This is a genomic window from Mycolicibacterium anyangense (genome assembly GCF_010731855.1).
In the GTDB taxonomy this organism is placed as follows: Bacteria; Actinomycetota; Actinomycetes; order Mycobacteriales; family Mycobacteriaceae; genus Mycobacterium; species Mycobacterium anyangense.
In genome coordinates, this window is sequence record NZ_AP022620.1 from 4979278 (window position 1) to 5000864 (window position 21587).

Below are 21587 nucleotides of genomic sequence, written 5' to 3' on the forward strand. Positions count from 1 at the left end.
ACGTTGTTCTATAAGGAACAGCGACGTCTTGACGGGAGGACCACCTCATGACCACCAACGTCGTCTTCATCCACGGATTGTGGGTCGCCGCCACGGCTTGGCAGCCGTGGATCGACCACTTCGCCGCCCAGGGCTACCAGGCCATCGCCCCGGCCTGGCCGGGTGAACATGAAACCGTCGCCGCCACCCGCGAAAACCCTTCGGATCAAGCGGGTTTCGGCATCGACGAGCTGACCGACCACTTCGCGAAGATCCTCGGCCAGTTCGATACCCCGCCGGTGGTCATCGGGCACTCCTTCGGCGGGCTGATCGCCCAGAAGCTGCTCGGCCAGAACAAGGCCGCTGCCGCCGTCGCTATCGATCCCGCCCCGATCAAGGGCGTCAAGCCGCTGCCGATCGCACAGCTGCGCTCGGCCTTCCCGGTCCTGGGCAACCCGCTCAACCGTGGCCGCGCCAAAGGGCTTACCCAGGCGCAGTGGCGCTACGGATTCGGCAATGCGCTGACTCCCGCCGAGTCGGATGCGCTGTGGGATCAGTGGTCGATCCCGTCGCCGGCCAAGCCGTTGTTCCAGGCCGCGGTCGCGAACTTCGCCCCGAACTCGCCGGCGAAGGTCGACACCGCCAACAGCGCTCGTGGGCCGTTGTTGATCACCGCGGGCACCGCCGACCACACCGTGCCCTACGTCAGCGCCAAGGCCGCACATGGCTTGTACCGGAAATCGGATGCGATCACCGACTTCCACGCGTTCGACGGTCGCGGCCACTCGCTGACCATCGATGCGGGGTGGCGTGAGGTTGCCGACACCACGCTGGCCTGGCTGGCCGACCGGGGTGCCGCCGGCCGGTCATGACGAGAACACCGCGACGGCGGCGCACCGCCAGCGAACAGGTCTCGGCCGTGGTTCTACACGCGGCCGAGACCGTGCTGGATCGCGACGGGACGCCCGGTGTCACGATTCGCGCCGTCGCCCATGAAGCCGATGTCGCGCCCATGAGCGTCTACAACCGGTTCGCGAACAAGGAAGCCCTGCTGGCTGCGCTGGCGATGCGGGCGCTCGACGACCTCGACGTCGTCATCGAGAAGCCGTCCGATGGCGCTCCCGTGGAACGGTTTCGCCAGGCCTGCCGCAACTACCGCAGCTACGCGCTGAGCCACCCCGCCCGGTACGGGTTGATCTTCTCGAACGGAAGCCCGCTGGCGGACCAGACGTCGGCCGCGGCAGCCCACGGGCGGCCCGTCTTCGGCGTGCTGGTGGATTTGGTCCGCGCCTTCGCCACCGGTGCGGCGGCCAAGAATCCGACCGAAGCCGCCCAGGCCGTCTGGAGTGCGGTGCACGGCGCCGTCACCATCGAGATCGCCGGAATCGGGCAAACGCCCGAACCCGCCGCCAGCTTCGAGCATCTGCTTGATCTGTTGGTCGCCGGGCTGGGGTGAACAGGCTGGTCAGCGGGCTGCTACACCCTGTAGTTGACCACCCCGGCCGGGCTGGGACACTGGTGGCCATGAGCAGTACGGATCAGGCCGCCCCGACCGCCGCCTCGGCGCGGCTGTTCGCGCAGGCCTGCGAGGTCATTCCCGGCGGGGTGAACTCCCCGGTGCGGGCTTTCAACTCGGTAGGCGGCACGCCGCGCTACATCACCTCGGCCAACGGCTACTGGCTGACCGACGCCGACGGCAACCGCTACATCGACCTGGTGTGCTCGTGGGGGCCGATGATCCTCGGCCACGCCCACCCGGCCGTCGTCGAGGCGGTGCAGCGGGCCGCCGCCGACGGGTTGTCGTTCGGGGCGCCGACGCCGGGGGAGACCGACCTGGCTGCCGAGATCGTGGCGCGGATGGCGCCGGTGGAGCGGGTACGGCTGGTGAACTCCGGCACCGAGGCCACCATGAGTGCGGTGCGCCTGGCCCGAGGGTTCACCGGCCGCTCCAAGGTGATCAAGTTCTCCGGCTGCTACCACGGGCACGTGGACGCCCTGCTGGCCGACGCCGGCTCCGGCGTGGCGACGCTGGGGCTGCCGTCCTCACCCGGGGTCACCGGTGCCACCGCTGCCGACACGATCGTGTTGCCCTACAACGACATTGCTGCGGTTGAGGAGACCTTTACGAAATTCGGCGACACCATCGCCGCGGTCATCACCGAAGCCAGCCCGGGCAATATGGGTGCCGTGGCACCGCTGCCGGGCTACAACGTCGCGCTGCGCCGCATCACCGCCGAGCACGGCGCACTGCTGATCATGGATGAGGTGATGACGGGCTTCCGGATCAGCCGAAGTGGTTGGTACGGGGTCGATCCCGTGGACGCCGACCTGTTCACCTTCGGCAAGGTGATGAGTGGTGGACTGCCCGCCGCCGCGTTCGGCGGGCGCCGCGACGTGATGGAGCGGCTGGCCCCGCTGGGGCCGGTGTACCAGGCCGGGACGCTGTCGGGTAACCCGGTGGCGGTGGCCGCCGGGCTCGCGACCCTGCGCAACGCCGACGACGCGGTGTACGCGAAGCTCAACGTCAACTCCGACCGGCTGGCCGCACTGCTCACCGACGCGCTCACCGAGGCCGGGGTCATCCATCAGGTGGCGCGGGCGGGCAGCTTCCTGTCGGTGTTCTTCACCGACGAGCCGGTCACCGACTTCGCCTCGGCGCGGGCCAGCCAGACCTGGCGGTTCCCGGCGTTCTTCCACGCACTGCTCGCCGGTGGGGTGTACGCGCCGCCGAGCGCATTCGAAACCTGGTTCGTCTCCGCGGCTTTGGATGACGACGCCTTCGATCGGATTGCCGCGGCGCTGCCGGCGGCGGCGCGTGCTGCCGCGGAGGCCAAGCCATGAGCGATCGGACCCAGGCCGATGCGCCGGCCGCGAGCGTCCGGACGACCGTGCACGTCATGCGCCATGGCGAGGTCTACAACCCGCAAGGCATTCTCTACGGGCGGCTACCGGATTTCCATCTCTCCGACCGCGGCCGTGCCCAGGCCGAGGCGGTGGCCAGCTGGCTGGCCAGCCGCGACATCGTCTATGTGGTGGCCTCACCGCTGGAGCGCGCGCAGGAGACTGCCGCGCCGATCGCAGCCCACCACGGTCTGGCGGTCGACGTCGACGGGGAACTCATCGAGTCGCTCAACGTGTTTCAGGGTGAGAAGGTCTCGCCGGGGGACGGTGCGCTACGGGATCCGCGCAACTGGTGGCACCTGCGCAACCCGCGCCAGCCGTCCTGGGGCGAGCCCTACCACCAGATCGCGGTGCGCATGAAGGCCGCCGTGGACCGGGCCCGGGAAAAGGCCAGCGGCCACGAGGCGGTGTGCGTCAGCCACCAGCTTCCGGTCGAGACGCTGCGCCGTGCGATGAATGACCAACCGCTGCATCATTTCCCGACTCGGCGGTTGTGCAACCTGGCGTCGCTGACGTCGTTCTACTTCGACGGCGACGACTACGTCGGCTGGGGTTACGCGGAGCTCGGCGGGCGGTGAAGCGGCTGGCGGTCTTCCTGGTGGCGGCGGCGCTGTTGGCCGGCTGCTCCACCGGCGACGACGCCGTCGCCCAGGGCGGGACGTTCGAGTTCGTCGCGCCGGGCGGCAAGACCGATATCTTCTACGACCCGCCGGCCAGTCGCGGTACGCCCGGTCCGCTGTCGGGTCCGGAGCTGATGGACCCGTCGAAGACCGTCTCGCTCAAAGATTTCGCAGGCAAGGTCGTCGTCGTCAACGTCTGGGGTCAGTGGTGTGGCCCGTGTCGCTCGGAGATCACCCAACTGGAGAAGGTCTATGACCAGACCCGTGACCTCGGGGTGGCGTTCCTGGGAATCGACGTGCGCGACAACGACATCAGCGCGCCGCAGGACTTCGTCGTCGACCGTAAGGTGAGCTTCCCGTCCATCTACGACCCGGCGATGCGCACCATGATCGCCTTCGGCGGCAAGTATCCCACCACCGTCATCCCGTCCACCGTCGTCCTCGACCGCGAGCATCGGGTGGCCGCGGTGTTCCTGCGTGAACTGCTCGCCGAGGACCTGCTGCCCGTGGTGCAGCGCCTCGCGGCGGAACCGGCACCGAAACCTGCCGCACCATGACCGGATTCGCGCAGACCGCCGCCGCGGGCCCGCTGCTGCTGGCCCTCGGTGTCTGCGTGCTCGCCGGGCTGGTGTCGTTCGCGTCGCCCTGCGTGGTCCCACTGGTGCCCGGCTACCTGTCCTATCTGGCCGCCGTCGTCGGGGTCGACGATCTCGACGCGGCCACCGGGCAGGTGGCGATCAAGACCCAGCGCTGGCGGGTGGCCGGGTCGGCGCTGCTCTTCGTCGCCGGCTTCACCGCGGTGTTCGTGCTCGGCACCGTGGCCGTGCTGGGGATGACGACCACGCTGATCACCAATCAGATTCTGCTGCAACGGGTCGGCGGCGTGCTGACCATCCTGATGGGGCTGGTGTTCATCGGGTTCGTCCCCGCCCTGCAGCGCCAGGCCCGGTTCACCCCGCGCCGGCTCGCCGGGGTGGCCGGTGCGCCGCTGCTGGGTGCGGTGTTCGGGTTGGGCTGGACACCGTGCCTGGGGCCGACCCTGACCGGGGTGATCACCGTCGCCTCGGCCACCGACGGTGCCAACGTGGCCCGCGGGGTGGTGCTGGTGATCGCCTACTGTCTGGGCCTGGGGATCCCGTTCGTGCTGCTGGCCCTCGGATCAGGCTGGGCGGTCAACGGATTCGGGTGGCTGCGCCGCCACACCCGGGCCATCCAGATCTTCGGCGGCCTGCTGCTGATCGCCGTCGGCCTGGCCCTGGTCACCGGACTGTGGAACGACTTCATCTCCTGGGTGCGCGACGCGTTCGTCTCCGATGTGAGGCTGCCGATATGACCACCACCTCCCCGCGAGCAGACGCACAATCGCACAAATCGGGCTCTCCGGGTGCGATTATGCGTCTGCTCGTCGGGTGGCTGCGGGCCGGCTGGCGTGCCCTGACCTCGATGGGCACCGCTCTGGTGCTGCTGTTCCTGCTCGCGCTTGCTGCTGTCCCCGGCGCACTGCTGCCGCAGCGCAGCCTCAATGACGCCAAGGTCGAGCAGTACCTCGCCGACCACACGATCATCGGGCCGTGGCTGAACCGGCTGCAGTTCTTCGAGGTGTTCTCCAGTTTCTGGTTCACCTCGATCTACGTGCTGCTGTTCATCTCACTGGTCGGCTGCCTCACTCCGCGGATGCTCGACCATGTCCGCACCCTGCGCTCCACCCCGGTGCCCGCCCCGCGCAATCTCTCCCGGCTACCGAAGTTCGCCAGCGCCGAGGTGGCCGGCACTCCGGAGTCGGTGGCCGCCGACATCAGCGGACGGCTCGGCGGCTGGCGGCGGGTCGTCCGCCAGGACGGCGAGGTCACAGAGATATCGGCCGAGAAGGGCTACCTGCGGGAGTTCGGCAACATCGTCTTCCACTTCTCGCTGCTGGGCCTGCTGGTGGCGATCGCCGTCGGCAAGCTGTTCGGCTACGAGGGCAACGTCATCGTCATCGCCAACGGCGGCCCAGGTTTCTGCTCGGCCTCCCCGGCCGCCTTCGACTCGTTCCGCGCCGGCAACAGCGTCGACGGCACCTCGCTGTATCCGATGTGCATCAAGGTCAACGACTTTCAGGCCCGCTACCTGCCGGGAGGGCAGGCCACCTCGTTCGCCTCGAACATCGACTATCAGGCCGGCGATGACCTGGCGACCGGCACCTGGCGGCCGTACCGCCTCGAGGTCAACCACCCGCTGCGCATCGGCGGTGACCGGGTGTACCTGCAGGGCCACGGCTATGCCCCGACCTTCACCGTCACCTTTCCCAACGGGCAGAAACGCACCCAGACCCTGCAGTGGCGGCCCGACGATCCGCGCACGCTGCTGTCCTCGGGCGTGATCCGCGTCGACCCGCCCGGCGGCATGTATCCGGATGCCACCGAGCGCCGCAAGCACCAGCTCGCGATCATGGGCCTGTTCGCCCCGACCGCCGAGTTCGACGGCACCCTGCTGTCGTCGAGCTACCCCGCACTCAACGACCCGGCCGTCGCCATCGACATCTACCGTGGTGACACCGGGCTGGACAGCGGACGCCCGCAGTCGCTGTTCACCCTCGACCACCGGCTGCTCGAGCAGAAGCGGCTGACCAAGGTCAAGCGCATCAATCTGCGCCAGGGGGAACAGGTGCGGCTCGACGACGGCACCGTGGTCAGGTTCGACAGTGCCACCCCGTTCGTCAACCTGCAGGTGTCCCACGACCCGGGCCAGGTGTGGGTGCTGGTGTTCGCCATGTCGATGATGGCCGGCCTGCTGGTCTCCCTGATCGTGCGCCGCCGGCGGGTGTGGGCCAGGATTGAACCCGCATCCCAGCCCGGTACGGTGAGTGTCGAGCTGGGCGGTCTGGCCCGCACCGACAACTCCGGGTGGGGCAGCGAGTTCGAGAAGCTCACGGAGCGGTTGTTGACGGACGCGGCGCCGTCGAAAGAGAAGGTCTGAGCGTGAATACCGAACACATCGACATCGGCCTGGCTCGGTACTCCGACTGGGCGTTCACCTCCACGATCGTCGTCCTGGTGGGCGCGCTGCTGCTGCTGGCCGTCGAGCTGGCCTACAGCCGCGGACGCAAGGCCGAGGCGCGTGAGCTGGTGGCGGCAGGGACCGGAGCCGTCACCGCCGACAGCGACCGCCCCGGTGTCGTCGTCGACGCCCCGACGCGCTCGACCGACGAACGGATCGGCAAGGCCGGCCTGGCCCTGGTCTACGTCGGCATCGCGCTGCTGTTCGCCTGCATCGTGCTGCGTGGCCTGGCCACCATGCGCGCGCCCTGGGGCAACATGTACGAGTTCATCAACCTGACCGCGTTCAGCGGATTGGTGGCGGCCGCGGTGGTGCTGCGCAAGCCGCAGTACCGCGCGCTGTGGGTGTTCGTGCTGTTCCCGGTGCTGATCCTGCTGGCGGTGTCCGGCAAGTGGCTCTACACCAACGCCGCGCCCGTCATGCCCGCGCTGCAGTCCTACTGGCTGCCCATCCACGTCTCGGTGGTCAGCCTGGGCTCCGGGGTGTTCCTGGTCGCCGGTGTGGCCAGCATCCTGTTCCTGCTGAAGATGTCGAAGTTCGGACAGCCGGACCAGACCAGCGCCCTGGCCAACATCGTGGCCAAGCTGCCCGACGCCCAGACCCTGGACCGCATCGCCTACCGCACCACCATCTTCGCGTTCCCGATCTTCGGGTTCGGTGTGATCTTCGGCGCAATCTGGGCCGAGGAGGCGTGGGGCCGGTACTGGGGCTGGGACCCGAAGGAGACGGTGTCGTTCATCGCCTGGGTGGTCTACGCCGCCTATCTGCACGCCCGCTCGACGGCTGGTTGGCGTGACAAGAAGGCCGCCTGGATCAACGTGGTCGGATTCGTCGCGATGGTCTTCAATCTGTTCTTCATCAACCTTGTGACGGTCGGGCTGCACTCCTACGCCGGAGTGAGCTGACCCGAGCCTGCGCTAGGCTTTGGAAGTACCGCACGAGAATCACTCGACCCGAAACGAAAGTCAGGGGGAAGTGCACGTGTCCGATCATCATGGTCCGCGTCCGGCCCGCGAATTGACTGATGCGACAACGGTGTTCCGCGCGCAGCGGTTCTCCGACCCGGCGACCTCGGCACCCCAGCCGGAGCCCGATTGGCTGACGGCGACGCCGCCGATCGGCATACCGCTCGATCCGATACCGGCGGCGGCGCCGTACTACAACTCCTATGTCAACGAGGTGCCTCCGGTGCCGTCGTACCGGCCGACTGTGCCGCCGACGCCGTACCCGGACCTGTCGACCAGTGCGCTGCTGCGCCAGGTCAAGACGCCGCCGTCGTCGGGTTGGCGCCGGCTGCTCTATCTGGCCTCCGGCAAGCTCATCAACGTCGGCGAGAGCCCGCGGGACGCCCAGAACAAGAACCTCGTAGCGCAGGTCAACCGGCCACTGCAGGGTTGCTACAAGATCGCGCTGCTGTCGTTGAAGGGTGGCGTCGGCAAGACCACCATCACCGCGACGCTGGGCGGAACGTTCGCCACGGTCCGCGGGGACCGGGTGATCGCGGTCGACGCCAACCCCGACCGCGGCACCCTGAGCCAGAAGGTGCCGCTGGAGACCCCGGCCACGGTGCGTCACCTACTGCGCGACGCCGAGGGCATCGAGCGCTACAGCGACGTCCGCAGCTACACCTCGCAGGGCCCGAGCCGGTTGGAGGTGCTGGCCTCCGAGAGCGACCCGGCTGTGTCGCAGGCGTTCAGCGCCGAGGACTACGACCGCGCGCTGGAGGTGCTGGAGCGCTTCTACAGCCTGGTCCTCACCGACTGCGGCACCGGTCTGATGCACTCGGCCATGGCGTCGGTGTTGGCCAAGGCCGACACTCTGATCGTGGTGAGTTCAGGGTCGGTGGACGGCGCGCGCAGCGCCTCGGCGACGCTGGATTGGCTCGACGCTCACGGGCATCAGGATCTGGTCCGCCGATCGGTGTGCGTGATCAACGCCGTGCGCCCACGGTCCGGCAAGGTCGACATGCAGAAGGTCGTCGACCATTTCTCGCGGCGGTGCCGGGCGGTGCGGGTGGTGCCGTTCGACCCGCACCTGGAAGAGGGCGCCGAAATCGATCTGGACCGGCTACGGCCCAAGACCCGTGCGGCGTTGATCGAGCTGGCCGCGGTGGTGGCCGACGGCTTTCCCGCCGCCAATCATGACGAGCGGTTCGGCTAGCGCGGGTTGTTCGGGTTGTTGTTGTCCCCGTGGGTGAGCCGCCACAGAAAGTCCGGGTCGTCATCGGGTCCGATGACACGCGTCTTGGGGCGGTTCGCCTGCGCGCGAACGGCGCGCCATCCGACGTAGACCACGGCGGCGATGATCAAGGCGAGCAGCAGGTACAGCACAACAACCTCCTTGGTCCGAATATACGCGCGTCGGTAGGCTCGGCGCCGTGTCAGACAATTCGGGCGGCTCGACGGGCCGCATGCTCCGGGACGTCGTCGTGTACACGCTGGCGAGGCTCGTCTTGGTGGTCGTGCTGACCGCTGCGATCTATTACTTCGCCCAGCTGATCGGCATTCACCAGTTCCCGCTCGTGATCGCGATGCTGTTCGCGATCGTCATCGCCCTGCCGTTGGGTATCTGGCTGCTGGCGCCGCTGCGCAAGCGCGCCACCGCCAGCATCTCCGCGATCGACGAGCGGCGCCGCAGCGATCGCGAGCAGTTGCGTGCCCGGCTGCGCGGGGACAAGTCCGGGCAGTAGCTAACCCAGCACCAGGGCCACCGCGACCGCGATCGACCACACCAGCATCGTCAGGCCGGTATCGCGCAGTACCGGGATGAGGTCGCGGCCGCCGAGCCCGCGACGCACCGGACCGGCGGCCCGCACCGCCAGCGGTGTCGCCACCAGGCCGACCGCGCACCACGGGGTGGCCGCGGTCAACGCCACGGTCAGCACTGCGGCCAGGCCGAGCAGCGCCAGATACAACGCCCGGGTCCGGGCGTCCCCGAGCCGCACCGCCAGCGTGGTCTTGCCCGCCACGGTGTCGGTGGGGATGTCACGCAGGTTGTTGGCGACCAGCACGGCCGAGGACAACGCTCCGGTCGCCACCGCCAGCACCGCTCCGACCCAGTCGACCCGCAGCGCCTGGGTGTACTGCGTGCCCAGCACCGCCACCAGTCCGAAGAACACGAACACGGCGACCTCACCGAGGCCTGCGTAGCCGTAGGGCCGGGAGCCGCCGGTGTAGAGCCACGCCCCGGCGATACAGGCCACCCCGACGGCGATCAGCCAGGGCGCGCTGAGGATCGCCAGCGCCAGGCCGGCGACCGCGCCGACGGTAAGGCTCGCCACGGCGGCGGTCAGCACCGCGCGCGGGCTGGCGAGTTTGGAGCCGACCAGCCGCAGCGGGCCGGAGCGCACGTCGTCGGTGCCGCGGATGCCGTCGGAGTAGTCATTGGCGTAGTTCACGCCGACGATCAATGCCATCGACACGGCCAGGGCCAGCAGCGCCTTCCACCACACCGCGGCATGCAGCCAGGCCGCGGCTCCGGTGCCGGCGATCACCGGTGCGATCGCGTTGGGCAGGGTCCTGGGTCTGGCCCCCTCGATCCACTGCGCAACGCTTGCCATGCCCGACATCGTCGCACGCAGCGAATGGCTCACAATGGTCGGATGATCGGAGTCATCGGCGGTAGCGGCTTCTACAGCTTCTTCGGTGCCGACGCCCGCAGCGTCAACCTGGACACCCCCTACGGCGAGCCGAGCGCGCCCATCACCGTGGGCCAGGTGGGGGAGCACGAGGTGGCGTTCCTGCCGCGGCACGGTCTGAGCCACGAGTTCTCGCCGCACACCGTGCCGTACCGGGCCAACATGTGGGCGCTGCGTGCACTCGGGGTGCGACGGGTGTTCGGGCCGTGCGCGGTGGGCAGCCTCACCCCCGAACTCGGGCCGGGCTCGATTGTCGTTCCCGATCAACTCGTGGACCGCACCCGCGGCCGTGCCGACACCTACTTCGACTCCGGCGGTATCCATGTGGGCTTCGCCGACCCGTACTGCCCGACGCTGCGGGCCGCGGCCACCGATCTGCCCGGCGTGATCGACGGCGGCACCATGGTGGTGGTCCAGGGTCCGCGCTTTTCCACCCGTGCCGAAAGCCAGTGGTTCGCGCGCCAGGGCTTCACGCTGATCAACATGACCGGCTACCCCGAGGCGGTACTGGCTCGTGAGCTGGAGATGTGTTACGCCGCACTGGCTTTGGTAACCGATCTCGACGCGGGCATCGACGTGGGCGCCGGCGTGCGGGCGGTGGACGTGTTCGCGGAGTTCGAGAAGAACCTGGTGCCGTTCAAGAAGCTGGTCCACGAGGCGATCGATCAGGTGGCCTCCGAACGGGTCTGCACGCACTGCCTGGCCCACGAGGGCGTCGAGCTGCCGTTCGACCTGCCATGAGAATCCTGCTCACCGGCGCGGCCGGCTTCATCGGGAGCCGGGTGTGGGCCGCACTGCTGGCCGACGGGCATGAGGTGGTGGCGGTCGACGCTCTGCTGGATGCCGCGCACGGAGACGGCGCCGTGCTGCCCGACGCGTGCCACCGGCTCGATGTACGGGACGCGGATGCGTTGGCGCCGTTGCTGATTGGTGTCGATGCCGTCTGTCACCAGGCCGCCGTGGTCGGCGCCGGGGTCAATGCCGGTGATGCCCCCTCGTACGCCTCGCACAACGATTACGGCACCGCGGTGCTGCTGGCCCAGATGTACCGGGCGGGGATCAACCGGCTGGTTCTCGCGTCGTCCATGGTGGTGTACGGTCAGGGCGGGTATTCCTGCCCGGTGCATGGCGTAGTAGATCCGTTGCCGCGTAACAGATCTGATCTCGACGCCGGGGTGTTCGAGCATCGCTGCCCACTGGGTGGTGAGGAACTGCGCTGGCAGCTGGTCGGCGAGGATGCGCCGCTGACGCCGCGCAGCCTGTATGCCGCCAGCAAGACTGCGCAGGAGCATTACGCGCTGGCGTGGGCCGAGTCGACGGGCGGGTCGGTGGTGGCGCTTCGCTACCACAACGTGTACGGCCCCGGGATGCCGCGCGATACCCCGTATTCCGGTGTGGCAGCGATCTTCCGGTCCTCGCTGGAAAAGGGTGAACCACCCCGGGTCTTCGAGGATGGCGGCCAGATGCGCGACTTCGTGCACGTCGACGACGTCGCCGCCGCCAACGTTGCCGCCATCGGGTCCGGGGCCGGTGGCTTTCTGGCGGCCAATGTCTGCTCTGGGCAGCCGATTTCGATCCTCGACGTCGCCACCCGGCTGTGCGAGGCGCGGGGCGGGCCGGCGCCGGTGATCACCGGAGGCTACCGCAGTGGTGATGTCCGTCATATCGTCGCTGACCCGGCCCGTGCTCGGGAACGGCTCGGCTTCCGCGCGACGGTCGACCCGACCTCGGGTCTGAAGGAGTTCGCCTTTGCGCCGCTGCGCGCCTGACGTGGCACAGATCACTCCCGATTCTGTTTGCGCGGTGCCGATTTCGGAACACTGCGCGGCTGCGCTCCGGCGGCAGTGACTCTCGTCACCTCTGGTGCCGCGGGGTCCACAAGGCCGGTTTCATCTGACAGAATCTTGATTGAATCCAAACTAGCTTCAAGGAGTGGTGACAGTCATGGCGCTTCTGACGATCGGTGATCAGTTCCCGGCGTACGACCTGAAGGCGGTTGTCGGTGGCGACCTGTCGAAGGTCGATGCCAAGCAGCCCGATGACTACTTCACCCAGGTGACCAGTTCGGACAGCCCCGGCAAATGGCGCATTATCTTCTTCTGGCCCAAGGACTTCACGTTCGTCTGCCCCACCGAGATCGCCGCGTTCGGCAAGCTCAACGACGAGTTCGAAGACCGTGATGCCCAGGTACTCGGCGTGTCGGTCGACAACGAGTTCGTGCACTTCCAGTGGCGGGCCCAGCACGAGGATCTCAAGAAGCTGCCCTTCCCGATGGTGTCCGACCTCAAGCGCGAGCTGGCCGCGGCGACCGGTGTCCTCAACGCCGACGGGGTGGCCGACCGTGCCACCTTCATCGTCGACCCCAACAACGAGATCCAGTTCGTGTCGGTGACCGCGGGCTCGGTCGGCCGCAACGTCGACGAGGTGCTGCGGGTGCTCGACGCGCTGCAGTCCGACGAGCTGTGCGCGTGCAACTGGAAGAAGGGTGACCCGACGATCAACGCCGGTGAGCTGTTGGCCGAGGCGGTCTGAGCATGAGCATCGACGCCATCAAAGAGGCGCTGCCGGAGTATGCCAAGGATCTCAAGCTGAACCTCGGCAGCATCGCCCGGTCGACCGAACTCACCGAACAGCAGCTGTGGGGCGCGCTGGTGGCCACCGCCGCCGCGACCAAGTCCGAGCAGCTGTTGCGTGAGATCAGCGAGGACGCGCTGGACGTGCTCTCCGAAGAGGCCTATCACGCCGCGTTGGGCGCCGCCTCGATCATGGGCATGAACAACGTCTTCTACCGCACCAAGCATCAGCTCGACGGCCGCTATGACGACCTGCGGGCCGGGCTGCGGATGAACATCATCGGCAACCCGGGGGTGGCCAAGGCCGACTTCGAGCTGTGGTCGCTGGCGGTGTCGGCGATCAACGGTTGTGATCAGTGCCTGGCCGCACACGAGAAGGAACTGCGCGACGCCGACGTGTCGCGCACGGTGATCTTCGAGGCGATCCGGCTGGCCGCGATCGTCTCCGGTGTCGCGCAGGCGTTGATGACCGCTGCGGTGCTCACGACCGCCTGAGCGGGTCGGCCAACCAGATGGTTGGTCCATGACCGCGGGTACCGCATACTGGGCGGGTGAAGACAGCGATCTGCGACCAGTTCGGCATCGATTTCCCGTTGTTCGCGTTCAGTCACTGCCGGGACGTCGTCGCCGCGGTGACCAACGCCGGCGGCTTCGGCGTCCTCGGCGGTACCGCCTTTCGGCCTGATCAGCTGGACCAGGAACTGACCTGGATCGACGAGCAGGTGAAAGGTCGGCCGTACGGCGTCGACATCATCGTGCCGGCCAAGTTCGAGGGCAAGGGCGAGAAGCTCAGCACCGGTCAGCTCGCCGACCGCATCCCCGAGGACTACCGCAGCTTCATCGCGGATCTGTTGACCGCCCACGGCATCGAGGTCGAGGACAAGCCCCGGATTGCGGCGTCGTCGCTGTCCGGCGACACCGGTGAGAGCCTGCTCGAGGTGGCATTGAACCACCCGATCAAGTTGATGGCCAATGCACTCGGCGTGCCGCCGGACTACATGATCGAAGCGGGCAAGCGGACCGGTATCCCGGTGGCCGCGCTGGTCGGCGCCAAGGAGCACGCCATCAAGCAGGTCAACGCCGGGGTGGATCTGCTCATCGCGCAGGGCACCGAGGCCGGCGGGCACTGCGGTGAGGTAACCACCCTGGTTCTCATCCCGGAAGTCATCGAGGCGATCGAGGCGGTCGGTAAGCCGGTACCGGTGCTGGCCGCGGGCGGCATCGTGACGGGACGGCAGATGGCGGCGTCGGTGGCCCTCGGTGCGGCCGGGGCCTGGACCGGTTCGGTGTGGTTGACGACGGAGGAGGCCGAGACCGCCCCGCACACCGTCCAGAAGATGCTGGCGGCATCCTCGCGGGACACCATCCGCTCGGCGGGCCGTACCGGTAAGCCGTCGCGTCAGCTGCGGTCGGACTGGACGGATGCGTGGGCCCCGAATCCCGGTGGCCGCCAGCCCCTTCCGTTGCCGCTGCAGTCGATGATCTCCGAGCCAACGCTGCGCCGGATCGACAAGCTGGCCGAGAACGGGCATCCGGGCGCCCAGCAGCTGGCCACCTACTTCGTCGGTCAGGGTGTCGGACTGATGAACAAGGTCAAACCCGCCCGCGAGGTGGTCCTGGAGTTCATCGAGGACTACGTCAATGCCGCCGAGCGGTTGTCGAGGTCCCTGGAGGACTGAGCCGCACTGACCGCTGCGCCGCGCTCACAATCCGTAGACCCGCTCGGCGTTGGCCGCAGCGATCATGTCCACGATGCGGATGGCGTCGGCCTGCGCCCAATCGCCGCTGCGCACCCACTCGCCGAGCACCAGTCCCATCGCGCGGCGCCACAGTACCGATCCCAGGACGTGCAGTTCGGGTGGCCCGAACGCGTCCGACGAGTACAGCTGCTTGGCGAACGGCGCGGTGTCCAGCGCCTCGGCGACCAAACCTGTCGAACGGGCACCGAGGTAGTTGATCGCCAACCCGACGTCGAAGTTCACATGGTCGAACGCCTGTGCCAGATAACCGGATTGGCGATGGAACGGATAGCAGTGCAGCAGTAGCACCGGTACCGGCGGCATCGTGCGAAGCAGTGGCAGCAGGAGCAGGGGATCGCAGCGGTGCAGATCCAGATCGCGGTCGCCGAACCCCACGTGCACCTGGATCGGCAGCCCGTGGGCGGCTGCCTCGTGCACCCCGAAGGCGATCAGAACCGGGTCGTCGATCCGCACCGGACCCGGATTCGCCGCGAGCGCGCGGGCATGTGTGACGACCTCGGCATCGGATGGCCGGTTCCAGTCGATGTCGAATCCGGTGCGATAGGCCACGATCGTCTTGGTGCCGACGACGGCCGGGTCGGCGACGGCCGATGCCAGCGCCGAGCGCATGGCCTCGGGGAAGTCCTGCGGCGCGGTCCCGCCGTCGATCAGGTCCTCGGCCAGTCGTTCCAGCCGCACGATCTCGAACGACTGCCCGCCGGCGAGTTCGGCGAGGCGGCGGTGTGAGGTGATCCGGTCGCCCTTGAACCCGGTATCGACGATCCAGCGCGAGACGCCGGCGGCCGGCAGCATCGTGGTGGCCAGTTCGTCGGGACCGAACTCGTCGCGGCGCTTCCAGTACGTCTCGGCGTCCGCGTGCGGCGGAAGCCCGAGAAGTGGTGCACACCAACGCCGTATCGCGAATCCCAGCGGGGAGTCGAACTGCGTCATCCACGGCGGCACGGGATCGTTGGATCCCTCGTTGATCGAGAACTCGAAGGTCGCCCGATCGATCCGTTCGGTGAAGCTGCCGTGCACGTGGTGATCGACGAGCGCGACGGTGCGCAGGTGCTGCGCCAATTCCTCGGGAACCTGCCCGGATACCCCGTCGAAGACGTCGGGCACTTCACCAGCCGGCATACTTCGCGACCTCCTCGTCGTCGATCTTTCCCGCCACGGCGTCGCCGATGGCCGCCCCCAGGATCTCGGCCCCGTGCAGCGCCTGGGTTTCGGTGAGCACCAACGGCGGAGTGATCTCCAGGACGTTACCGCCAACGTAGTAGACAACCGCCCCGAGCTCCCAGGCCCGGTAGACCACGGCTGCCGCCAACCGGGGGTCCGGATCGCCGGATGCCGGATCGACCAGCTCTACACCGATCGCCAGCCCACGGCCGCGGACATCGCCGATGCGGTCGCCGCCGGGGACGTCGACCAGACCGCGCAGCGCATCGGCCAGAACTGCACCCACCGTCGCCGCGTTGTCGATGAGTCCCTCGGAGACAATGGCTTTGAGGGCGGCGCGCCCAGCGGCCGTGCACACCGGGTTGCCTGCCGTCGTCAGCAGGGCCGCGGCCGGGGGATGGTCCAGGATGGCGGCGGGGCCGACCGCCGCGGACAGCGGCAGCCCGCCGTCGATCGCTTTGCCGAAGGTGACGATGTCCGGGACGACGCCGTCGTGTTCGAAGGCGTGCAGGGTGCCGGGCCGGCCCAGGCCCATCTTGACCTCGTCGCAGATCATCGGGACGCCGTGCCTGCGGCACAGGTCGTGCAGGCGCGCCAGGAAGCCGTCCGGTGGCACCACCAGACCGCCGTCGGACAGGATCGGTTCGACGATCAGACATGCCACCCGACCGCCACTCAGGTGCTGGTCGGCAAGGTCCAGACAGCCTGTGACAGCCGCCTCGATACCGTCCGGTCCGGGTCGAAACGGGTTGGGGTAGGGCAGGAATACCACCTCGGGATCGGCCGACGCACCGGCGTCGACGTGAACGCCGGAGACGCCCATCGCCACCCCGACGCCGCCGTGGTAACTGTGCTCGAAGGCCACGATGGTCGGCCGACCGGTGGCGTACCGGCACGCCCGCAGCGCCACGTCGTTCGCGTCGGAGCCTGCATGACCCAGGTACACCCGGCGCTCACCCTCCCCGGGGACCAGGGCCAGCAGATCCTCGGCCAGCCCCACGGAGTCCGGGTGCACGGCGGACAGCCCACCCGAGCCGGGCGCGTCCCGGACCGCGCGACAGACCGCCTCGACTACCGCCGGGTGCCCGTGACCCAACCCGGAGGCGGTCCACGTCGCCGACAGGTCGAGCAACTCGCGTCCGTCGGGAGTGGTGAGGGTGCACCCGTGCCCGGACTGCACTTCCAGCGGAAAGAACCGGAGCTTCTCGATGCCGGCGATCACCGCTTCGTCACGGGCGTAGAGCGTGCTCACTCCGGTCTCGTCGCGGTGGCCGAGTCGGTGGTGGGCGGCGTCATGTCGAGTTCCTCGGCCAGTGACTCACCGACGCGTTTGGCGATGCCGGACAGCGCGATGGCGATCACCAGACCGATTGCGCACCAGTACAGGCCGAGCAGCGGTGCCGCCGACCAGGTGTCGGCATCCTTGACGTTGAACCACAGCACCGTGACGATGACGATCGCACCGAGCAGGGGCAGCACCAGGCCGGCCACCTTGCCCTTGCCGGCGTGCACCCACTGGAACTTCGGCGCGCCGACGAAGTAGGCGGCGGCGATCTCCACGAGCAGGTAGCAGACCATCAGGCACACCGAGCCTGCCACGGCGAACAGGAAGTAGGTGTCGATGGCCGGGTTGCCGGTGCCCATGTCCGGCCACCCGGTCGCCCCGCAGATCAGGACCACCACGAGTGCGACCACCACCACGATCCAGGTCGCGCGGCGCGGGCCGCCCGTCTCGGAGTGGATGTGCGCCAACGCTTTCGGGCCGAATCCGTCGCGGCCGAAGGCGTACAGCATCCGGCCCGACGTCGCCGAGGTGGCCAGGTGGCAGCCGAACGCCGAGACGATAGCGGTGAAGATGATGATCAGCGAGAACCACTGGCCGATGTAGGTACCACCCAGATCGCCAAGCGTGTTGCCGGAATTCTGGAATGCCTTGAGCCCCGCCTCATCGGTGCCGAACCCGACCACCTGCGCGAACATCACGATGACGAACAGGACGCCGGTCAGGATCAGCGTTCCGGCGAGCGCCCGGGGGATGTTGCGCTTGGGGTCGTCGGTCTCCTCGCCCATCGAGGCGCACGCCTCGAATCCCGCCCACGACAGGAAGGCCGCGACCACGCCGGCCAGGACCGCCGACGGGGAGACACCGCCTCCGGAGAAGGAGAACACCGAGAAGTCGACCCCGGTGGCGGGCGCGCCGCCCTTGGCGAAGATCGTCACCGACAGCACGATCATCGCCAGGATGCCGATACCCTCGATCGCCAGCAGGAGCTTGGCCAGCAGCTGAATATCGCGGCCCGACAACAGGAACGAGATGACCGCACCGATGACCACGATCAGTAGCCATGGCACCTGGTATGGGTTGTCCTTACCGGGCTGCAGCGCCGCGATGAACGAGTTGACGAACGAGGCGGTCAGCGCGAGCGTCCCGATGGAGAACCCCCAATAGGCGCCGAGCATCGCAAAGCCGGAGAAGAATCCGGTCCGCGGCCCGATGGTTCCGCCCACCAGCCCGTAGGCCGACCCGGCGTGGTTGAGGTGGCGGGTCAGGCGGACAAAGCTGTAGCCGACCAGGGACACACCGACCAGACCGATGAGGAACACCAGCGGGATCGACTTGCCGACGGTGCCGATCAAACCCTGGCCGTTGCCGGACATGGCGAGGGTGGGGCCGACCAGCGCTACCGACAGCGCGAGAGCTACCCACAGCGGCAACCGGCGGTGCGGGATCGAGGCAATCTCTTCTGAGGTTTCCAGTGGCACAGGAGTCTCCTTCGCGGGGTTAGCAGGTCCAGGCGAGCCGGAGGGCATCGCAGATCTGGGCGGCGGGCAGATCGCCGAATGTGGCCGTCTCGTAACGGCGTACTGCGACGAGGGTGTCGACGATGGCCGGAGTGAGAAGTTCGGCGGCCGTCTCGGAGGCGGCCAGCGCGTCGAGGGCATCGCGCTGAGCCAATGGCAGTGCGCGGGTCTGGATGTCGGAGTGGGCCGGGTTCTCCGGGATCTCCTCGGGCAGGTCGAGGTGGCGATCGATGCCTCGCAGCGCGCTGCCGAGGAATGCCGCAGCGGCCAGATAGGGATTGGCGCTGGGGTCGATCAGTTTGAGTTCCACGTTGGCGCCGTGCGGGTTTCCCGGCGTCGCCGCGATGAACCGCACCGCGGCTTCGCGGTTCTCCAGCCCCCAGCACGCCGTTGCCCCGGCCCAGTTGCCGGGCTTGAGCCGAAGCGGTGAGACGGCAGAGCCGGCGTACACACCGATGAGATCGGGCAGGGTATCGAGCACCCCCGCGATGGCCTGCGCGCCGGCTGCGCGTAGGCCGTGCGGCCCGTCTCCGCCCGACAGCAGTGGACCGTCGGCGTCGGACAACGACAGGTGCAGGTGCGCCCCATTGCCCGCGGCCCCATCGAAAGGCACCGGGGAGAACGAGATTCGCAGACCGTGCCGCGCGGCAACGCGACTCAGGACGATCCGCGCCAGGATGATCGCGTCGGCGGTTGCCGTCGGGGTGTCGGGCGCCAGGGATACCTCGAGCTGGTCGTGGCCGTACTCGGTGTGGAGCTGTTCGAAGCGAAGCCCGGCGCGCTCGCCCGAGGTGGCGAGATCGACGAGAAAGGCGGACCGGTCCAGCGAGGTCCTGATGCCGTAGGGCGACCACGGTTCGGTGCTGGCGGGGCCGCCGTCCGCGGCGAGCATGGTGCATTCCAGCTCCCCGCCCATCCGGACGTCGAGGCCGCGGTCCGCGGCGGCCTGTTCAGCCAACACGAGCTGGGTGCGGGTGCACAGCGGCGCCGGCCGGCCGTGCTGGTCGTTCAGACTGCCCGGCGCCCATGCCACCCCGGCATCGACGACCCGCAGATCGTTCGGATCGATGCGGATCCGTAGGTCGCCGGCAACGCCGATGGTGGGCGTGAAGGCGATGCCGCTGTCGACACAGAAGACGCTCCAGGACGGGGATACCCCCATGCCCGAACGGGCGAAGGCGCCCAATCGGTCCACCGGCACGTACTTCGCCCTGGTCACCCCGGCCAGGTCGGTCACCGAACCCGCGACGATGGCCACACCTTCGTCACGGAGGCGGCCGGCTTCGGCACTGAGGTCTGCGGTGCGGTCTGGGCTGGCGTCTTCCAAGGCAACGAACTCCTCTGGCGGTGGGTGGTGAGGAGAACGCTATGTCATAAATGTTTCAGTGTCTTTAAATCATGCCAGTTATGATCGATTCATTAGATCGGGTCGTTGGAGGAATGGGGACGCGCATGTGTCGACTGTTGGGTGTGGCGTCGACTGCGCCGGTCTCGGTGACCGATGCCGTCGGTGAATCCGTGCTCACCGACTTCCTGGCGCTGACGAAGATCCACGGCGACGGCTGGGGAGTGGCCGTGGCCGCCGACTCCCACGCCACCCCTGCGGTGGAGGTCTCTGCCGACAGCGCGCTGGACGATCCGCGTTTCGGTACCGCCGTCAAGGAACCCGCTCGCGGTGCGATTGTCCATTTGCGTTGGGCCACAAACGGTCTAGCCGTGCAGCCGGAAAACTCCCACCCGTTCCTGGCCGACGGGGTGGCGATGGCCCACAATGGTTCGATCAAACCGATGGCCGCCCTCGATGCGCTGCTGCAACCACAGATCGTGGCAACCCTGCGCGGCACCACCGACAGCGAGCGGTACTTCGCATTGATACGCCAAAACCGCACAGCGGCAAGCAGTTTGGTCGAGTCTGTGCGGCAGTCGGTGGCGCAGCTGCGGCAGCTGTATCCCGAAGCCAGCCTCAATGCGCTGATCCTCGGGGAAGGCCAGCTGATCGCCGTGCACGCGCATGCCCGAAGCGCGCTGCTCGACGAGGACATCCAAGAGATCAGCGCCACCGATCTGCCGGCCGAACACCTGGAGGACTACTTCTCCCTGCGAATCGCCCGGCCCGATGAGGCGACGGTGGTGATCGGGTCGACCGGGTTCGGCGATCTGGACTGGAGCCCACTGCCGCCCGAGTGCGTCCTGGCGGTAGCGCTGGACGACTTGTCGACGACGGTCGTCCCGATCATGGGAGATTGATCGCGTGCAGGAACGACGCGAGACGGTGGCAGCCCGTACCAATGCCGCCCTGGCCGGACTCAGCCGCGCAGAGCGCCGGGTGGGCCGCGCGCTGCTGGCCGACTACCCGAGCGCCGGTCTGGCCAGTGCCGCCCGGCTGGCCGAACGCGCCGAGGTGAGCCCGCCGACGGTCCTGCGCTTTGCCCAGTCGCTGGGCTACGAAGGATTCACCGATTTGCAGGTGGCCCTGCGGGCCGAACTCACCGAGCAGTCCAGCGGTCCGCTGACCCGGCTGGCCGACGCCCCGCCGGCAGGCAGTCAGCTCGACCGCCTGCTGCAGCAGGCGCGCGCCCAGAACGCGCGGGCCGACGAGACACTGGCGCGGTTGCCCGCGCCCATGATCGAAGCCGCGGTGGCGTTGATGGCCGACGTCTCCCGGCCGCTGCACCTGCACGGCGGCCGGTTCTCCCACTTGCTCGCCGTCTACCTGGCCGCGCATCTCGAGCAGTTGCGCCCCGGTGTCCGGCTGCTGCTGGATCCGTCGGGCCGAGACCTCGGCACGATGATGGACCTGACCCGCCGCGATGTGGTGGTGCTGTTCGACTACCACCGCTATCACCGCAGCGCCGCCGATCTCGCCGCCGATGTGCGCCGGGCCGGGGCCACCCTGCTGTTGATCACCGATGACATGGCGTGCCCGGTGGCCCCCGACGCCGAAGTGGTGCTGGCCGCCTCGAGCACCGTGGGAACGGTGTACCAGAGCATGTCGGCGGGATTCCTGCTGACCGAGTTGCTCATCCCATTGGTGATGGAGGCGATCGGGGAGCCGGCACGGACCCGGATGGCGCTGTGGGAGGAGCGTCGGCGCGGCGAAGTCCTGCCCTAGGGC

Annotated in this window: 23 protein-coding genes; 17 read left to right on the forward strand and 6 right to left on the reverse strand. The window is 68.4% G+C overall.

The genetic code is table 11. The features are described from left to right. Positions 1-47 precede the first annotated feature (47 nt). The 9 genes from G6N35_RS23550 (at position 48) to G6N35_RS23590 (ending at position 8699) form a co-directional block, all read left to right on the forward strand. Complete coding sequence (locus G6N35_RS23550) at positions 48-851, forward strand: alpha/beta hydrolase (RefSeq protein ID WP_163806589.1); 804 nt, start codon at positions 48-50, stop codon at positions 849-851. Further along, positions 848-1435 carry a TetR/AcrR family transcriptional regulator gene (locus G6N35_RS23555; protein ID WP_163806591.1) on the forward strand — a complete coding sequence of 196 codons (588 nt, stop codon included), beginning with the start codon at positions 848-850 and terminating at the stop codon, positions 1433-1435. Before G6N35_RS23550 ends, G6N35_RS23555 begins: the two co-directional genes overlap by 4 nt. A 68-nt stretch (positions 1436-1503) precedes the next feature. After that, positions 1504-2820 carry a glutamate-1-semialdehyde 2,1-aminomutase gene (gene hemL, locus G6N35_RS23560; protein ID WP_163806593.1) on the forward strand — a complete coding sequence of 439 codons (1317 nt, stop codon included), beginning with the start codon at positions 1504-1506 and terminating at the stop codon, positions 2818-2820. Beyond that, positions 2817-3458 carry a histidine phosphatase family protein gene (locus G6N35_RS23565; protein ID WP_163806595.1) on the forward strand — a complete coding sequence of 214 codons (642 nt, stop codon included), beginning with the start codon at positions 2817-2819 and terminating at the stop codon, positions 3456-3458. The genes hemL and G6N35_RS23565 overlap by 4 nt, the downstream gene beginning before the upstream one ends. Beyond that, complete coding sequence (locus G6N35_RS23570) at positions 3455-4057, forward strand: TlpA disulfide reductase family protein (RefSeq protein WP_163806598.1); 603 nt, start codon at positions 3455-3457, stop codon at positions 4055-4057. The genes G6N35_RS23565 and G6N35_RS23570 overlap by 4 nt, the downstream gene beginning before the upstream one ends. Beyond that, complete coding sequence (locus G6N35_RS23575; protein ID WP_163806600.1) at positions 4054-4833, forward strand: cytochrome c biogenesis CcdA family protein; 780 nt, start codon at positions 4054-4056, stop codon at positions 4831-4833. The genes G6N35_RS23570 and G6N35_RS23575 overlap by 4 nt, the downstream gene beginning before the upstream one ends. After that, the gene (resB, locus tag G6N35_RS23580) at positions 4830-6458 is read left to right on the forward strand and encodes a cytochrome c biogenesis protein ResB (RefSeq protein ID WP_163806612.1); all 1629 of its coding nucleotides are present in this window, start codon (positions 4830-4832) and stop codon (positions 6456-6458) included. The genes G6N35_RS23575 and resB overlap by 4 nt, the downstream gene beginning before the upstream one ends. 2 nt (positions 6459-6460) lie before the next feature. Then, positions 6461-7444: a c-type cytochrome biogenesis protein CcsB gene (gene ccsB / locus G6N35_RS23585; RefSeq protein WP_163806615.1), complete on the forward strand. Its 984-nt coding sequence runs from the start codon at positions 6461-6463 to the stop codon at positions 7442-7444. A 76-nt stretch (positions 7445-7520) separates the two neighbouring features. Continuing rightward, entirely contained in the window at positions 7521-8699 is a 1179-nt protein-coding gene (locus G6N35_RS23590; RefSeq protein ID WP_163806617.1) for a MinD/ParA family ATP-binding protein, read from the forward strand. On the opposite strand, the gene G6N35_RS23595 is transcribed toward G6N35_RS23590, so the two are convergent. Then, positions 8696-8869, reverse strand: coding sequence for a hypothetical protein (locus G6N35_RS23595; RefSeq protein ID WP_163806619.1), 174 nt, complete (start codon positions 8867-8869; stop codon positions 8696-8698). The genes G6N35_RS23590 and G6N35_RS23595 overlap by 4 nt on opposite strands. Positions 8870-8949: 80 nt before the next feature. Here G6N35_RS23595 and G6N35_RS23600 point away from each other — a divergent pair, with 80 nt between their 5' ends. Continuing rightward, positions 8950-9228, forward strand: a complete 279-nt coding sequence (locus G6N35_RS23600; protein ID WP_163807888.1) for a DUF4229 domain-containing protein — start codon at positions 8950-8952, stop codon at positions 9226-9228. Here the strand turns inward: G6N35_RS23600 and G6N35_RS23605 are convergent, their stop codons facing one another. After that, the gene (locus tag G6N35_RS23605) at positions 9229-10098 is read right to left on the reverse strand and encodes a 1,4-dihydroxy-2-naphthoate polyprenyltransferase (protein WP_163806622.1); all 870 of its coding nucleotides are present in this window, start codon (positions 10096-10098) and stop codon (positions 9229-9231) included. It lies immediately after the preceding gene. Positions 10099-10140: 42 nt separating this feature from the next. Between G6N35_RS23605 and G6N35_RS23610 the strand changes: the two genes are divergently transcribed. From G6N35_RS23610 to G6N35_RS23630, 5 genes are all read left to right on the forward strand, one after another. Then, the gene (locus G6N35_RS23610) at positions 10141-10917 is read left to right on the forward strand and encodes an S-methyl-5'-thioadenosine phosphorylase (RefSeq protein WP_163806625.1); all 777 of its coding nucleotides are present in this window, start codon (positions 10141-10143) and stop codon (positions 10915-10917) included. Then, positions 10914-11945 (forward strand): NAD-dependent epimerase/dehydratase family protein, encoded by a 1032-nt coding sequence (locus G6N35_RS23615; protein WP_163806627.1) that lies wholly within the window; start codon positions 10914-10916, stop codon positions 11943-11945. The genes G6N35_RS23610 and G6N35_RS23615 overlap by 4 nt, the downstream gene beginning before the upstream one ends. 175 nt (positions 11946-12120) lie before the next feature. Then, on the forward strand, positions 12121-12708 hold the full coding sequence (locus G6N35_RS23620) for a peroxiredoxin (protein WP_163806629.1): 588 nt from the start codon (positions 12121-12123) through the stop codon (positions 12706-12708). Positions 12709-12710: 2 nt separating this feature from the next. After that, a complete protein-coding gene (gene ahpD / locus G6N35_RS23625) occupies positions 12711-13244 on the forward strand; it encodes an alkyl hydroperoxide reductase AhpD (RefSeq protein WP_163806631.1) in 534 nt (177 codons plus the stop codon). A 56-nt stretch (positions 13245-13300) separates the two neighbouring features. After that, positions 13301-14428 (forward strand): nitronate monooxygenase, encoded by a 1128-nt coding sequence (locus G6N35_RS23630; protein WP_163806633.1) that lies wholly within the window; start codon positions 13301-13303, stop codon positions 14426-14428. Positions 14429-14452: 24 nt separating this feature from the next. Here the strand turns inward: G6N35_RS23630 and G6N35_RS23635 are convergent, their stop codons facing one another. From G6N35_RS23635 to G6N35_RS23650, 4 genes are read right to left on the reverse strand one after another with little or no spacing between them, the layout of a single operon-like run. After that, positions 14453-15628: an amidohydrolase family protein gene (locus G6N35_RS23635; RefSeq protein ID WP_163806634.1), complete on the reverse strand. Its 1176-nt coding sequence runs from the start codon at positions 15626-15628 to the stop codon at positions 14453-14455. Further along, on the reverse strand, positions 15615-16922 hold the full coding sequence (locus G6N35_RS23640) for an aspartate aminotransferase family protein (protein ID WP_163806636.1): 1308 nt from the start codon (positions 16920-16922) through the stop codon (positions 15615-15617). The genes G6N35_RS23635 and G6N35_RS23640 overlap by 14 nt, the downstream gene beginning before the upstream one ends. Then, a complete protein-coding gene (locus tag G6N35_RS23645; RefSeq protein ID WP_163806639.1) occupies positions 16919-18433 on the reverse strand; it encodes an APC family permease in 1515 nt (504 codons plus the stop codon). The genes G6N35_RS23640 and G6N35_RS23645 overlap by 4 nt, the downstream gene beginning before the upstream one ends. 19 nt (positions 18434-18452) lie before the next feature. Then, positions 18453-19799 (reverse strand): type I glutamate--ammonia ligase, encoded by a 1347-nt coding sequence (locus G6N35_RS23650; RefSeq protein ID WP_163806641.1) that lies wholly within the window; start codon positions 19797-19799, stop codon positions 18453-18455. A gap of 125 nt (positions 19800-19924) precedes the next feature. Between G6N35_RS23650 and G6N35_RS23655 the strand changes: the two genes are divergently transcribed. Together G6N35_RS23655 and G6N35_RS23660 are read left to right on the forward strand one after the other, a co-directional pair. Next, a complete protein-coding gene (locus G6N35_RS23655) occupies positions 19925-20719 on the forward strand; it encodes a class II glutamine amidotransferase (RefSeq protein WP_163806643.1) in 795 nt (264 codons plus the stop codon). A gap of 4 nt (positions 20720-20723) precedes the next feature. Further along, positions 20724-21584 (forward strand): MurR/RpiR family transcriptional regulator, encoded by an 861-nt coding sequence (locus G6N35_RS23660; RefSeq protein WP_163806645.1) that lies wholly within the window; start codon positions 20724-20726, stop codon positions 21582-21584. Positions 21585-21587 lie beyond the last annotated feature (3 nt).

Coding starts and splice junctions, on each gene's coding strand:
- G6N35_RS23555 (WP_163806591.1), top strand. CDS start 848: ATGACGAGAACACCGCGACGGCGGCGCACCGCCAGCGAACAGGTCTCG.
- G6N35_RS23655 (WP_163806643.1), top strand. CDS start 19,925: ATGTGTCGACTGTTGGGTGTGGCGTCGACTGCGCCGGTCTCGGTGACC.
- G6N35_RS23600 (WP_163807888.1), top strand. CDS start 8,950: ATGCTCCGGGACGTCGTCGTGTACACGCTGGCGAGGCTCGTCTTGGTG.
- G6N35_RS23565 (WP_163806595.1), top strand. CDS start 2,817: ATGAGCGATCGGACCCAGGCCGATGCGCCGGCCGCGAGCGTCCGGACG.
- G6N35_RS23615 (WP_163806627.1), top strand. CDS start 10,914: ATGAGAATCCTGCTCACCGGCGCGGCCGGCTTCATCGGGAGCCGGGTG.
- G6N35_RS23550 (WP_163806589.1), top strand. CDS start 48: ATGACCACCAACGTCGTCTTCATCCACGGATTGTGGGTCGCCGCCACG.
- G6N35_RS23605 (WP_163806622.1), bottom strand. CDS start 10,098: ATGGCAAGCGTTGCGCAGTGGATCGAGGGGGCCAGACCCAGGACCCTG.
- resB (WP_163806612.1), top strand. CDS start 4,830: ATGACCACCACCTCCCCGCGAGCAGACGCACAATCGCACAAATCGGGC.
- G6N35_RS23610 (WP_163806625.1), top strand. CDS start 10,141: ATGATCGGAGTCATCGGCGGTAGCGGCTTCTACAGCTTCTTCGGTGCC.
- hemL (WP_163806593.1), top strand. CDS start 1,504: ATGAGCAGTACGGATCAGGCCGCCCCGACCGCCGCCTCGGCGCGGCTG.
- G6N35_RS23575 (WP_163806600.1), top strand. CDS start 4,054: ATGACCGGATTCGCGCAGACCGCCGCCGCGGGCCCGCTGCTGCTGGCC.
- ahpD (WP_163806631.1), top strand. CDS start 12,711: ATGAGCATCGACGCCATCAAAGAGGCGCTGCCGGAGTATGCCAAGGAT.
- G6N35_RS23620 (WP_163806629.1), top strand. CDS start 12,121: ATGGCGCTTCTGACGATCGGTGATCAGTTCCCGGCGTACGACCTGAAG.
- G6N35_RS23635 (WP_163806634.1), bottom strand. CDS start 15,628: ATGCCGGCTGGTGAAGTGCCCGACGTCTTCGACGGGGTATCCGGGCAG.